Raw genomic sequence first — 13842 nt, 5'->3', positions numbered from 1 at the left:
CAGCCAAGGGTTTACTTTGCCCAAAACTACTGAATCTTGGGTAAACCGCACAGGTGAAACCGCGTTTAACCCGGCCGAGCCGAGTAAACGCATTAATTTTTCAGAATATTGAAGGTGTCAGGCCGAAGAAGCTGCCGCGCCATCACCTGCACTAGTCAGATTTAGATGACCTGTTTCGATTTTGGATGCCGCGATGACAGCCTGCGTTCTGCTCTCGACCCCCAATTTTTGAAGGATTGCGGAAACATGCGCTTTCACCGTCGCCTCAGACACCGACAGCTCGTAGGCGATCTGCTTATTAAGCAACCCCTCTGACAGCATCATAAGCACTCGAACCTGTTGCGGTGTCAGGGTCGCGAGCCGTTGGACGAGATCGCCGGTTCCGTCTTCTCCATTCAGATCAATATCCGGCGGTGTCCAAGTTCCACCATCCATAACGGATGAGATGGCCTCCCGGATAACATCTATCCCATGAGATTTCGGGATAAAGCCGGATGCGCCGAATTCCATAGAACGCCGGATCGCCTGCGCATCTTCATTTGCCGAGACGATGACCACCGGTACCGAGGCGTGCTGAGCGCGCAGATACATCAACCCCGAAAACCCGCGCATGCCCGGCATCGTCAGATCGAGCAGGATCAGGTCTACTTCGCCGTCGTCATCCAGACGCGAGGCGACATCTTCGAGAGCCCCCGCTTCTTCGATCACGGCTTGCGGGTACTGCGTCTCCAGCGCTTGCCTCAAGGCCCCGCGAAACAACGGATGATCATCGGCGATGATGAATCGATAGGTTAGGTCAGCCACCCCTTTTGTCCTCCCTTTTGCCCGCCTTTGCTGCTTGGTTCCAGGATGGCCGCGTGATCAAGGCGCAGTGCGCTTGTCCCCGGCCCGCCTATGCCCGCAATGCGGAAACACTGGCATTCTCCCTGTCAGCTGCCGCCCGGCTTTTGGTGGCCGCTGAAGCAGGCTCTTGCCTGCAGCCAAAACAGCACAGCGTTAGTGCCTTTTCATTCGAAGTTGTTGGTACTTCGTTATACGAGCAATTTGCACTGATCAGGCAACCAAGTCAAAAGCACATTTTCAAGATTTTGAAACCACTATGTCTCCGCCCAACCCTCAGATGCAGAGGGCATTCAGTAAACTCCCAATTTCTACAGCTGAGAGCATTTGAAAACGAAGAAGTCTTTTAAAAACACCTAGCCCGAAAGAAACGATTAGAAGCCAGCGACGTCAAACCTATTGGGAATCATCAAAAAAATGATGTATTTCTAAATTAAAAGACAAATCGATTGAATATTCTAAAAATAGCGACAGGTGAGCAAGAAGTCCGGACATGCCTCAAACGTCTACACTTTACTCTTTCGTCAACCGGTGGGAATGTGACGAAAACGATCATCTGAATGTTCAGTTTTATTTTGCCAGGTTTGAAGAAGCAGACCGCCAGTTCCGTTTGTTGTCGGGTTTGAGCGATGCCGTCGCTGGCCCACGCCGGGTCCGCCACATTCGCTACCACCGGGAGCTGAAAGACGCCGATCTGATAGAGGTGCGCTCCGGACTGGCCTTTGACGGTCCGCACATGCTGACCGTTATTCACGAAATGCTGGACCCAGCCACAGGGACGCTCGCGGCCACCGCGATCGACGGTTATGATCCGGGCACGCATGCGGCAAAATCGCTAAGGGACAGGTTTGCGCCGCATATCGTTGCCATGCCGGAACACGCTGCGCCAAGAGGTTTGGGCGCTTCGCCCGCCCCTGGCCGAACCGGGCCTTCCGATTTGGAAAGCCAGAGCGCGCAAATCTGCTTTAGGGGCACGGTGATGCCCCGGCATTTAGGCCCGGACAACAAGGCTGATGACGGCTTTGCCTTGTCAGCCTTTACGGACGGGGTCGTCCATGTCTGGCAAAGGACCCCGATGAACCATGCATTTCTGACCAAGCACGGTTACGGACGCGTCGCGGTAGAGATGAAGCTGACTTGGCACAGCCCGCTAAAAAACGGCGAGGCATTCTATATTCTGACGGGCTTTACCGGTTGCCGGGAAAAGACATTCTCGTTCCGCCATCATATGTTCGAGGCGCGGACTGACAGGCTGGTGGCATGCCTGGATGTGGTTGCTCTGGTGCTTGATCTCAAAACCCGCAAATCGGTTGCCCTTCCCGGATCGGCCATGGATCAAATCAGGCGCCAAACGATCTCAGTCTAGGCGATCGCAGCGCCGAAATGCGATTTGCTGCCAGAGAGAGGGCTATCCGCCGTTCTGATCCTGGTCAAAGTCCTGCTGAAGCTCCTTCATCAAGCCGAAAAAGCGCCTCATGGCGCTTTCAGAAAATGACAGGATGCGCTCCAGCTCCTCTTCATCTTCGGGAAGTTGCGCCGGCTCGTCCGCGGCCCGCGTGTCGGGCGCCCCTTCTTCGAGCGAGGATAAAGGCTCCGTTCCATCCACCGCACTGCCCGGCCTGCGGGGTACGCTACGCTCTGAAAGCTGGCGGCGCATGTCTGCAAGGTCTTCCTGCAAACTTGCTATCGTCTCTCGCGCAGTCTCCAAGGCGTCTTCCGCCGTCTGCCGCCCGGCCTCTGCATCTTCAACCGAAGCCGTCAGTTCATCGATTTCGGCAGCCAGATCCTCAATTTCCGCCTCGTAGGCTTGTTCAGCAAAAGGCGCAGGCAGGCACCTCCAGCTATCGTTGCTTTCTTGACAGTAACTCACGGTTCCCTTGAGCTTGTCGAGGCGCAGATAGTCGCCATCTGCTTCGATAAGCATAAAGCGCTCCGTTGCGGACGCTTTCAGCTCTTCTAAGGACAAGTCGCCGTTCGATCCGTCCCCCGCAATCAACTCCAGTTTTACCTGCGGAGAAATCTGTTTTTCCAGTCCGCCCGCTTGCACCGATGCGCTCCAAAGCGCAATGGCTGCACACGCCAGCGTGCCTGTCAAAACCGATCCGGATCCCATCATTCCATTCCTTCGGACGCCCATCTTTGCCTGCCCGAATATCGCACATTCGGATAGGCGCGGCATGGGGAATTAACCTTTTAATAAGGTTTTCCAAAGGTCCTTTTGGCGACCGGTCTCATAGAGGGTGATATGGCCCACGCTTTGAGATGAGCGCATCCTCCAAAATCTCGAGGCGGTCTTGCCCCCAGAACGGTTCGCCGTTCAAGACGTAAGTTGGTGATCCGATCAGCCCTTGATGAACCGCCTGCTCTTGATTGGCAGTGTAAATTCCTTTGATCTCGTCGGACTGCGCAGCCTTTAAAATAGCAGCTGGCTCATGGCCAAGGTCTGCAAGGCATTCAGCAAGAACCGGTTCCTCCGCGATGTTCTTATCATCCGCCCAGATCGCCTTGAACACGGACGCGCTGAACGCCAAGGCATCCTTGCCCGCCTCCGCCAGTGCAATTGCACAACAGTCTGGCAAAGCCGGAGGTGTGGGGAAAAAGGCCGGTTTCATCGTAAGCGGAACGTTCCGCTTGTCGCGCCAGCGCTGCATCTCAACGAACCGATAAGCCTGGCGGGCCGGATGACGTTTTCCCAGCGGCAATCCGCCAGACGATGCAAAAACGCCGGACAAATCCACCGGCCGGGCACGAACTGTGACGTCGTGTTTTTGTGCCAGCTCGATAAACGCGTTGTGCCCCAAATAGGCCCAAGGCGAGATATGCGTATAAAAATAGTCGATCACAACGCTCATGGCGCTTCCCCAAAAAAACCGACTGGACCCTGCGCGGTTTCGCCTTCACGATCAAGCCACGGTCGCGTTCAAAAGAACTTTAAGTGACTCAATTCGGTCTGCCTGTGATGGTGGCTTGTCCCAACGAATCCTGGAAATACGAGGAAACCGCATCGCAAGCCCGGATTTGTGCCGCGGAGACCGGTTGAGTCCCTCAAACGCCACCTCGAAAACCAGTCCGGTCACCTGATCATGCTTGACTTCACGCACCGGCCCGAAACGGTTGACCGTGTTGTTGCGGACGAACCGGTCAATTTCCTTCAATTCCTCATCAGTGAATCCGAAATAAGCTTTGCCCACCGGTACCAGCTCCTCATGCCCGCCATCGTTTTGGCGCCAAACGCCGAAGGTGTAGTCTGAATAAAATGAGGATCGTTTGCCGTGGCCACGTTGCGCATACATCAAGACAGCATCAATCAGATGAGGCTGGCGCTTCCATTTGAACCACTGCCCCTTTGGCCGTCCGGGAACATAAGGTGCGTCGCGCCTTTTCAACATGAGCCCCTCCACCGCCACGGCATCGTCCCGTGCCAGATGGCTCTCAGGTGACCTTCGGGCACCCGCAATCTCGTCCCAGGATGTCACACACACGAAGGGCGACAGTTCGATTTTCGGATCATTCAGCTCACGCAGGAACGCTTCGAGATGCCCCCTGCGTTCAATGAACGGTAGAGGCCGCAGATCTTCCCCGTTCCATGACAGAAGGTCATAGGCCCGGATTGCCGCCGGATACTCCTTCAGCAGCTTTGGACCGGCCGTTTTCCGGTTGAGACGCTTCTGCAAATCAGAAAACGGCCGGACCAAGCCGTCTTTGATAACCAAAAGCTCGCCATCAAGCGCTGCATTGAAGGACAGACGCTCCACAACATCGGGAAAAGCCCGGGAGATATCGTCCCCGGTCCGGCTGTATAATCGGGCAACGCGCTGGCCATCCTCATCCACGCCCGAAGCCGCCTGGACCCGGATCCCGTCCCACTTCCACTCAACTGCAAACGTGTCGGCTTCAAGCGTCGCGATATCTTTTTCCTCATCCAGCGGATGGGCCAGCATCACGGGCCTAAAAGGGGCCGGATCTTGCGTTTGCGGCGGTCCAGCGCGCCCTTCTGCCCATTCGAACAGGGCGACGTAAGGTGGCGTCAATCCGTGCCAGACCTCTTCCACGTCGTCGGGCTGAAATCCTCCTAAACGCGCGATGGCCGTTTTTGCCAGCCGCGCGGACACCCCAACACGCAAACCGCCGGCAATAAGCTTAAGAAGCGCCCAGCGCCCGGTTTCGTCCAATGCATCCAGCCAACCGGCGATCAGGCCCGGCAGGTCTGACCTGGTTGCCGTTTCAAGTGCCTCTACAACCTCTTTCAGCGCTGGCGCATAGCCAACTTCTCCGTCCGGATCAGTTGGCCACATAAGCGCAATTGTCTCGGACAGGTCCCCGACGAAATCATAGGACAGTTCGAACAGCCGGGGGTCTGTGCGCTCGCTGATCAAAGCGCGCAGCAATGCGGGCTTTGCGTTTTTGAACGACAGGTCACCGGTCAGGGCCGCCATAGCATACCCGCGATCGGGGTCCGATGCCTGCTTGAGATAACGAACAAGCAGTGCCTCCTTGGCCAGCCTGCGTGGCTCAAGGGAAAGTCGATCCAGCAATTCAGCAAATTGGAGCATTGGATGAAGCGTCTGTTTTCGGTCCCCTGTTACATGCATCATGTCCCGGAACGATCAACTGCTCACGTTTATTTCCGTCTATTTGCCTGGCGCCGATCTCTGGCCCCCCGTGGCTTTGCTGATTACAAAGCTGGACGTTTTCGTGCTTTACGCGTATAAGGCCGAACTCCGTGCGAATAATTAAACATCCGCGGCGCGTCCGCCGCAGTTTGCAGCGCACCATCCCCATTGAAAGACATAAATGACCGACTTATCCGCTCTCGCCCCGGCGCTGAAGACAGCGCTTGCCAAAAAAGGGTACGAGACACTTACATCCGTTCAGGAAAGCGTGCTGAACGACGCGCCGGAACATGCTGACCTTCTGGTATCCGCTCAAACCGGATCTGGAAAGACTGTCGCATTCGGCCTCGCGCTTGCACCCACCTTGCTCGACGGCGCGGACCATCTGGGTCCCGCAGGCTCTCCTGTCGCCTTGGCGATCGCTCCAACCCGCGAACTTGCGCTGCAAGTAAAAGAAGAACTGAGCTGGCTTTATTCTGAAGCCGGAGCCCAAACGACGTCTTGTGTTGGTGGCATGGACCCGCGCACAGAACGCAGGGCCCTCGAGCGCGGCGCACATATTGTCGTTGGAACGCCGGGCCGACTGCGTGATCATATTGAGCGCGGAGCGCTCGACCTGTCTCAGCTCAAAGCGGTTGTGCTTGATGAAGCCGATGAAATGCTGGACATGGGCTTTCGCGAAGACCTTGAGTTCATCCTGGATGCCGCCCCTGAAAGCCGCCGGACCTTGCTGTTTTCAGCAACGGTCCCGAAACCGATCGCGGAACTTGCCAAGCGCTTCCAGAAGGATGCCGTCCGGCTGACCACCATCAATGCGCGCGAACAGCACGGCGATATCGAGTACATCGCCCATCCAGTGGCCCCGAATGAGCGCGAAAACGCGATCATCAACGTTTTGCGTTTGCACCAGTCGGACAAGGCCATCCTGTTCTGCTCGACACGCGAGGCCGTCAAACGCCTGACCAGCCGCTTGGCCAACCGGGGCTTTTCGATTGTGTCGCTTTCAGGAGAGCTCAGCCAGGAACAGCGCAGTGCGGCTCTGGCCGCCATTAAGGACGGCAGGGCCCAGGTGTGTGTTGCAACGGACGTTGCTGCACGCGGGATCGATTTGCCAAACCTGGATCTGGTAATCCATGCGGACTTGCCGACCGGTAAAGCGGCTCTCCTGCACCGGTCCGGCCGGACCGGGCGTGCGGGCCGAAAAGGCACCTGCGTGCTTATGGTCCCCTATCCGCGTCGGCGCGCTGCAGAGCGAACCCTGCATTTTGCAGGTGTCAAAGTCACCTGGAAACCAGCACCAACGGCAGACGACATCCGCGCGAAAGACAAGGAACGCCTGTTCGCGGACCCGGTCCTGTCGGCTGAGCTGGAGCCGGAAGAACGTGAGGTAGCGCAAGGGCTCTTGAGCCAGCACGGCCCGGAACAGATCGCAGCAGCCTTCGTCAAGCTTTATCAATCTCGCCTGCCGGCTCCGGAAGAGGTTTCCGAGGCAAATGAAGACACGATGCGCGGCCGCGATGCCGGCTCGCAGGGCGGACGTCTAGCCGAAATCAAAGGCAAGTTCGACGATGGTGTCTGGTTCCGCCTCTCGCTCGGCCACAAGCACCGGGCCGATCCGCGCTGGTTGCTACCGATGATCTGCCGGGCCGGACATGTCACCAAAAAGGAAGTTGGCGCGATCAAGATTTTCCAGAACGAAACGCGCTTTGAAATCGCTGGAACCCATGCTGAGCGGTACGCCTCCGTTATCAAGCGGGACGGGACCGGCGAAGACAATGTCACGATTTCGCTGCTTGATGCGCGCGGCGGAAAAACGCCGCCGCCCCCGCGCCCCGACAGACCCGGCAGCAACCGGCAACGGCGCGATGGTGTAAAACGCGATCAACGCTTGGATGTCTATGAGGGCGGCCGTGAAGACCGTGTTGAAAATCGTGACCGTTCCCGCGGGCGGCCCAATGAGCGGGATTTTGACCGTTCAAAGCCAGGTAAAAAACGCCGCCGGTTTGACGAAGACGAAGCGCGGCCAAACCATCCGGCCTATGAGCCGCTTGACATGAACGCGCTGGACAAAGCCGGAGCCGACAAAAAGCCCAGGCAGGACGCCGGGCGTCCGGCACGTACGGAAGCCGATGGGGCCGACAAAAAACGCGGCAAAACACCTGCTAAATCCGGTAAGCCGGCCGGGCCAAAAAAGAAGTCCCCGAAGAAAAACAAGCCGTCGCGTGCGGCCCGTAAGGCGGCCCGGAGCGAGTAGAACGGGAAGGGGCGGGCTTACGCCGCCCTATTCATTGATGATCATCGCGATAGCCCAGTCCGGGCCATCTTGGATAAGGTGATAGTGGCAGGTGAACTCGATAATGGTCTCACCGCCACTGCCCTCCTGCTGCCAATCGAGCGTCACCATTGCTGACCCGCCGCTTATATGGCTCGACAACACTTGAAACTCGGAATGCGACACGCCCTCCTTGTCCAGAGCGGCCAAAAGCGCCTCAATGTTCTCTAAAAGTTCTTCGTCATCGTTGAAAACATGCCCCTTGTCGTGCTGCCATATGGTTGCAGGCAAGGTGAAACAATCGCAAATCCGGTCGGCATCAAAATCGTTGAAGCCTGCCTGATAGTCTTCAAATAGCTGGGAAATGGTCTCTTCGGCCGCCGAACCGTTGTCCGGGCCCGAACCATTCGCATGGCCGTTGCCCGGCGTGTCGGATTGTTGATTCTCAGACATCTCAAAAACGTGCCCCCATGGCGATGATCGAAGACCCGGTCTCAGACCGCGGCCCCGGTTTCACGTGGTTGTTCGACAGACGTGTCGGCCTCTTCGCCGTCACCATATCCAATCATGTTCAACGGCCGTGCCTGCAGTCCTTGACGCTCGCACCAATGCACCAGCGCCTCTTCGGCCCCATGAGTGACCCATATCTGTCCGGCACCGGTTTCTGCAAGGGTTCTGCACAGATCATCCCAATCCGCGTGATCCGAGAGAATAAGCGGCAATTCGGCACCGCGTTGCCGCGCCCTGGCACGAACGGTCATCCATCCGGACGCCATAGCTGTGACCGGGTCGCCGAAACGCCGCGCCCAGCGATCGGCCAATTGGCCCGGCGGGCAAAGCACGATCTCGCCTGCAAGTTCCTTTCCCCGCCTCCCAACCGGTTCAATTTCACCGAGGTCAATTCCCTGATCGATATAGTACCGCGTTAGCTTTTCCAGCGCGCCATGAAGGTAGATCGTTTTTTCATAACCGGCACGGCGAAGCTCCGCGATCACACGCTGAGCCTTGCCAAGCGCATAAGCCCCGACAAGATGCGTGCGGTCAGCAAACACTTGCAAGGACGTCAGGAGTTTGTTCATTTCCTTCGACGCGACTGGATGCCGGAACACCGGCAGGCCAAAGGTTGCTTCGGTCACGAATGTATCACAGTGCACCAGCTCGAACGGTGCGCAAGTCGGATCCTCCTGGCGTTTGTAGTCACCGGAGACCACCGTGCGGCCGGACCAGTTTTCCAACAACACCTGAGCGGACCCCAGCACGTGTCCTGCGGGGTGAAGTGACACGGCAACATCTCCGACTTGCACCGCTGCGCCGTAGGCCTCGGCTTGCGTGTTGCCGGCAAAATTCTTGCCATAACGGATCGCCATGATGTCGAGCGTTTGCTGCGTCGCCAGGACGGCCCCATGACCGGAGCGGGCGTGGTCGGCGTGACCATGCGTAATGATTGCCCGCTCCACCGGGCGGATCGGATCGATATGCGCTCTGGCCGAGGCACAATAAAGACCTTCCGGCGTAAGGGTAAGCATCTCTGACATGGGAAAGAGAATAGGTCTGTCCTGTCGAAATGCCAGTTCAAGTTTCTCCGTCCCCCCTCTCGCCTTTCCGCAGCGCGCACCATAAAAAGCCGTCATGGACGCAAGCCTTCTTCCCAACCGATTCCTGAACTGGTTTGCCGAACGTGGCTGGTCGCCTCGGTCTCATCAACTCGCCCTGCTCGATCACCTGGCCCGCGGCCGATCCACCTTGCTGATTGCCCCCACCGGCGCGGGCAAAACACTGGCCGGGTTTCTGCCCAGTCTGGTTGAGCTGGACATGCGCTCAAAATTGCCCCCGGGATCACCTGGAAAAAAGGGGCTGCACACACTCTACATTTCACCACTCAAAGCGCTAGCGGTGGACATTGCGCGCAACCTTGAGACACCGGTCTCCCAAATGGGGCTTGATATCCGCATCGAGACCCGAACGGGCGACACCCCATCACACAAGCGGCAAAGGCAGAAAATCAACCCGCCGGACATGCTTTTGACAACGCCCGAGCAAATTGCGCTGCTGGTGTCAGACCCTGCCGCGCAAGAGTTGTTTGCAGGCGTCAAGACGATCATTCTCGACGAACTGCATGCGCTGGTGACATCAAAACGCGGCGACCTGCTGGCCCTCGGCCTTGCGCGCTTGCGCAAGCTGGCGCCTAGCCTCAGATCCATAGGCTTGTCGGCGACCGTCGCCGAGCCGGATGACTTGCGGGCCTATCTGGTTGCCCAGCTCGATCCGGAAGTGAGGGCACTTTCCGACATCGTTGAAGTGAGCGGAGGTGCCGCCCCCGACATTCACATCCTGGATTCCGAGGAGCGCCTGCCCTGGTCGGGCCATGGCGCGCGCTACGCCTATCCGGAGATTTACGAGCTGATCAAGCAGCACCGGGTGACGCTGGTGTTCGTGAACACCCGCAGCCAGGCTGAGGCGGTTTTTCAGGATATATGGCGCATCAACGACGAAACGCTGCCGATTGCTCTGCATCACGGTTCGCTGGATGTCGCCCAGCGCCGGCGTATTGAAGCCGCAATGGCTGCCGGGTCCTTGCGCGCGGTCGTTGCCACATCCTCACTCGATATGGGAATCGACTGGGGCGACATTGATCTTGTGATCAACATCGGAGCTCCCAAAGGCGCAAGCCGCCTTGCCCAGCGCATCGGGCGGGCAAACCACAGGATGGACGAACCCTCAAAGGCGGTGCTGGTTCCGTCCAACCGCTTTGAGGTCCTCGAATGCCAGGCCGCACTGGCCGCATCGAAGCGGGGCGACCAGGACACGCCCCCTTTACGCAAAGGGGCACTGGACGTTTTGGCCCAGCATGTCATGGGCCTGGCCTGCGCCAACCCGCTGGATCCGCTCACCACTTTTGATGAAATCCGGTCCTGCGAAACCTACCGGCATCTGGACTGGGAGACCTTTGAACGGGTACTCGATTTTGTGGCAACCGGCGGCTATGCACTGAAGAGCTACGACCGATACGCCAAACTGAAACAGGGCAAGGACGGTCTCTGGCGGATTGCAAACCAGAAGATTGCACAGCAATACCGGTTGAATGTCGGCACGATTGTTGAAGCGCCCATGCTGAAGGTCCGGCTTGTGCGCTCCAAGGCAGATGGCCGGCGCACCCCGGTGGGCCGTGGTGGGCGCATGCTTGGCGAAATCGAGGAATGGTTCGTCGAACAGCTTACCCCTGGTGACACATTCATCTTTGGCGGCGAAATCCTGCGCTTTGAAAGCATGAAAGAAGCGGAGGTCTATGTTTCGCGGGCAAAAACGGAAAACCCGATGATCCCGTCTTACCAGGGCGGAAAATTCCCACTGTCAACATACCTTGCCGACAGCGTCCGCCATATGCTTGCCACGCCGTCAAGCTGGCAGTTCCTGCCCGACCAGGTACGGGACTGGCTGCGGCTTCAGGAGGAAAAGTCGGTCTTGCCAACCCGCGACGGCTTGCTGGTCGAGACGTTTCCGCGCGGCAACAAATTCTACATGGTCTGTTATCCGTTCGAAGGTCGGCTTGCGCATCAAACACTCGGTATGCTGCTGACCAAAAGGCTTGAGCGCGCCGGGGCAAAACCGATGGGTTTCGTCGCCAATGACTATGCTTTGTCCATTTGGGGCCTGATGGACTTGACTCAGATGTGCGAAACCGGTCGCCTGTCGATGGACGCATTGTTCGAGCAGGACATTCTGGGTGACGATCTTGACGCATGGCTGGCGGAATCGCACCTTATGAAGCGGACATTCCGGTATTGCGCGGTGATTGCCGGCTTGATTGAACGGCGCCATCCAGGTCAGGAAAAAACCGGCCGCCAGGTCACTGTATCGTCAGATTTGATTTATGATGTGCTGCGCGCCCATGAGCCCGATCACATCCTTCTAAAGGCGACATGGAACGACGCCGCGGAAGGACTTTTGGATATCTCCAGACTAGGTGAACTTCTTTCGCGGATAAGGGGACGAATCACGCATACTCGTCTTGAGAGAGTCTCACCACTCGCCGTTCCCGTCCTGCTTGAAATCGGACGCGAACCTGTCTACGGCGAAGCAATGGAGAGTATTTTGGAAGACGCCGCGGAAGATCTTGTGCAGGAGGCGCTGGCATGAGCGCTCTCAATACCGATTTGGCCCAATTTACCGTTGCGCCGGTTTGCCATGATATCCAAATCAACGGCCAAACAGTTGGCCTGCACGACAGCGGTGTTTTGTGGTGGCCTGAAGAATCCACACTCGTCGTCGCTGACCTGCATTTTGAAAAAGGATCTTCCTATGCCCGGCGCGGCGTCATGCTGCCGCCCTACGACACAGCCGCCACACTGGAAAAGCTCGCCGCAGTGATCGAAGCATTCGATCCCGCCTGCGTCATTGCGCTTGGCGACAGTTTTCATGACCGCGATGGCTCCGATCGGCTGCCGCCAGCCTACCGGGCCTTTCTGACGACCTTGCAGATCAATCGTGACTGGATATGGGTAACGGGCAATCACGACCCGGTCGCCCCAGTGCGGCTTTGCGGGGAAAGTGTCGAGGAAATCCGAATAGGCCAGCTGAACTTCCGTCATGAACCGGTCGAGACCTATGATCGCGAAAAGTGCGCCGGCGAAGTATGTGGCCACCTACACCCGGCGGCACGCGTTCGCCGATACGGCCGGTCAATCCGACGTGCATGTTTTGTCACGGATGGAAACCGTATGGTGCTTCCGGCTTTCGGCGCGCTGACCGGCGGGCTGAATGTGACAGACCGAGCGTTCCGGCCACTGTTCTCCGCACGCAAGTTTTCCGCGTTTCTACTCGGCAATGACCGGCTATACCCGTTCACTGCCTCACGTCTCATCGGCGACTGAAGCGCTCTCGTACGGCTCAGCATCTGGCGCAGGTCGTTCGGATTCGCCGACCTTTACCCAAGCGACAACAAGCTCATAGAACACCGACAGCACGACCGGGCCAAGGAACAGCCCGATCAGGCCATACGTCAAAGTGCCTCCCAAAACTCCGATCAAAATCACAAGCATGGGAACGGCAAGTCCCCGCGCCATCAGGAACGGGCGAAGCACGTTGTCGACAAGCATGATCGGGATCATGAGCACGGTGAATACAAGCGCCAAAACAGCGCCCATCGATGACCATGCCCAAATGACAACCGGTATTATCACCAGTGCAGGACCGATTTGGACAATACACAAGACCAGGGCGGCAAACGCTAGCAAGCCCGCATAGGGCACACCAAAACCGACCATAACGATACCGGCCAGCAAGCTTTGGAGAAACGCCACGCCGATGACGCCGCGTGACACATTGCGAATGGTTGCGCCTGCCAAATCCACAAATTCTGCGCCCCGCGGGGCAATGATCCGATCTGCAAACCGGCGTGCCCCCGAGGCAAGCAATGGTCCTGGTACGAACAGGAACCCGGAAATCAGGATCGATATTGCGAAAAACAAAACCGTGCCGCTGAGGCTGGCCAGCGCGCTTAAGATCCGTGTTCCTGCCGGGACGATGAAAGGGGCAACTTTGGTAATTGCTTGTTCAAGGCTGTCGGAAGCCAGTGCCCACATATCCGAAATCTGCTTGCCCACCACAGGAACATCGGCCAGTCGTTGCGGAGGCTCCGCCACTTGCAGCGACCCATCTGACACATGCTGGTAAAAAACCTGGAGCGTTTCGACCATGCTGAAGACCAACAGGGCAACCGGGCCGATCACAATCACCAGGCCAATCAACGTGATCAAGGCCGCAGCGAGCCCTTCCCGGTTTCCCAATCTCGAAGCCAACCAACGGTAAGCAGGATAGAGTGCGACGGTCAGAACGACTGCCCACAACATGAAAACGGCAAATGGCGCCACCAGTTGAAGGGAGAAATATGCAAAGATGCCAAGGACGCCAAGGCGCACGGCGATGTCGATGACCTTGGCGTCCACACTTTGCGATCGGGGCGGTTCGAGTGTCTGTTCGTTGTCGTGACCGTCTGACATGCCCAATAACCCACAATTTCCATTTGGCTAAAACGCTGATAACTATGCGTAACGGCTTTCCCAAGCCCGTCAATCACCCACATGCTCAATGCAGCAATTAAAAACAGTGACGCTTCCC

Annotated in this window: 11 protein-coding genes; 4 read left to right on the top strand and 7 right to left on the bottom strand. The window is 57.5% G+C overall.

Annotated features, from left to right (window positions below; translation table 11 throughout):
- Positions 1–117 precede the first annotated feature (117 nt).
- Complete coding sequence (locus tag JM93_RS14615) at positions 118–804, bottom strand: response regulator transcription factor (protein ID WP_145344766.1); 687 nt, start codon at positions 802–804, stop codon at positions 118–120.
- A gap of 529 nt (positions 805–1333) precedes the next feature.
- Between JM93_RS14615 and JM93_RS14610 the strand changes: the two genes are divergently transcribed.
- Entirely contained in the window at positions 1334–2206 is an 873-nt protein-coding gene (locus tag JM93_RS14610) for an acyl-CoA thioesterase (protein ID WP_145344763.1), read from the top strand.
- Positions 2207–2248: 42 nt separating this feature from the next.
- Here the strand turns inward: JM93_RS14610 and JM93_RS14605 are convergent, their stop codons facing one another.
- From JM93_RS14605 to JM93_RS14595, 3 genes are all read right to left on the bottom strand, one after another.
- Complete coding sequence (locus tag JM93_RS14605; RefSeq protein ID WP_145344760.1) at positions 2249–2956, bottom strand: hypothetical protein; 708 nt, start codon at positions 2954–2956, stop codon at positions 2249–2251.
- Positions 2957–3071: 115 nt separating this feature from the next.
- The gene (locus tag JM93_RS14600; RefSeq protein ID WP_145344757.1) at positions 3072–3692 is read right to left on the bottom strand and encodes a 2-hydroxychromene-2-carboxylate isomerase; all 621 of its coding nucleotides are present in this window, start codon (positions 3690–3692) and stop codon (positions 3072–3074) included.
- A gap of 51 nt (positions 3693–3743) precedes the next feature.
- Positions 3744–5393: a cisplatin damage response ATP-dependent DNA ligase gene (locus JM93_RS14595; RefSeq protein ID WP_145344754.1), complete on the bottom strand. Its 1650-nt coding sequence runs from the start codon at positions 5391–5393 to the stop codon at positions 3744–3746.
- A 241-nt stretch (positions 5394–5634) separates the two neighbouring features.
- Between JM93_RS14595 and JM93_RS14590 the strand changes: the two genes are divergently transcribed.
- On the top strand, positions 5635–7707 hold the full coding sequence (locus tag JM93_RS14590) for a DEAD/DEAH box helicase (RefSeq protein ID WP_145344751.1): 2073 nt from the start codon (positions 5635–5637) through the stop codon (positions 7705–7707).
- Positions 7708–7734: 27 nt separating this feature from the next.
- Here the strand turns inward: JM93_RS14590 and JM93_RS14585 are convergent, their stop codons facing one another.
- Both JM93_RS14585 and JM93_RS14580 read right to left on the bottom strand, forming a co-directional pair.
- Positions 7735–8178, bottom strand: a complete 444-nt coding sequence (locus tag JM93_RS14585) for a DUF4440 domain-containing protein (protein WP_145344748.1) — start codon at positions 8176–8178, stop codon at positions 7735–7737.
- A 41-nt stretch (positions 8179–8219) separates the two neighbouring features.
- Entirely contained in the window at positions 8220–9260 is a 1041-nt protein-coding gene (locus JM93_RS14580) for a ligase-associated DNA damage response exonuclease (RefSeq protein WP_145344745.1), read from the bottom strand.
- 94 nt (positions 9261–9354) lie between these two features.
- Between JM93_RS14580 and JM93_RS14575 the strand changes: the two genes are divergently transcribed.
- Both JM93_RS14575 and pdeM read left to right on the top strand, forming a co-directional pair.
- On the top strand, positions 9355–11862 hold the full coding sequence (locus JM93_RS14575) for a ligase-associated DNA damage response DEXH box helicase (RefSeq protein WP_145344742.1): 2508 nt from the start codon (positions 9355–9357) through the stop codon (positions 11860–11862).
- Positions 11859–12596 (top strand): ligase-associated DNA damage response endonuclease PdeM, encoded by a 738-nt coding sequence (gene pdeM / locus JM93_RS14570; RefSeq protein WP_145344739.1) that lies wholly within the window; start codon positions 11859–11861, stop codon positions 12594–12596. Before JM93_RS14575 ends, pdeM begins: the two co-directional genes overlap by 4 nt.
- On the opposite strand, the gene JM93_RS14565 is transcribed toward pdeM, so the two are convergent.
- Complete coding sequence (locus JM93_RS14565) at positions 12576–13724, bottom strand: AI-2E family transporter (protein WP_145344735.1); 1149 nt, start codon at positions 13722–13724, stop codon at positions 12576–12578. The two genes, pdeM and JM93_RS14565, sit on opposite strands and share 21 nt — an antisense overlap.
- Positions 13725–13842: the final 118 nt, after the last annotated feature.

The sequence above is a fragment of the Roseibium hamelinense genome (genome assembly GCF_007830545.1).
Taxonomy (GTDB): Bacteria; Pseudomonadota; Alphaproteobacteria; order Rhizobiales; family Stappiaceae; genus Roseibium; species Roseibium hamelinense.
The sequence above is the reverse complement of the archived record's forward strand: the minus strand, read 5'-3'. Positions and strand labels throughout refer to the sequence as shown.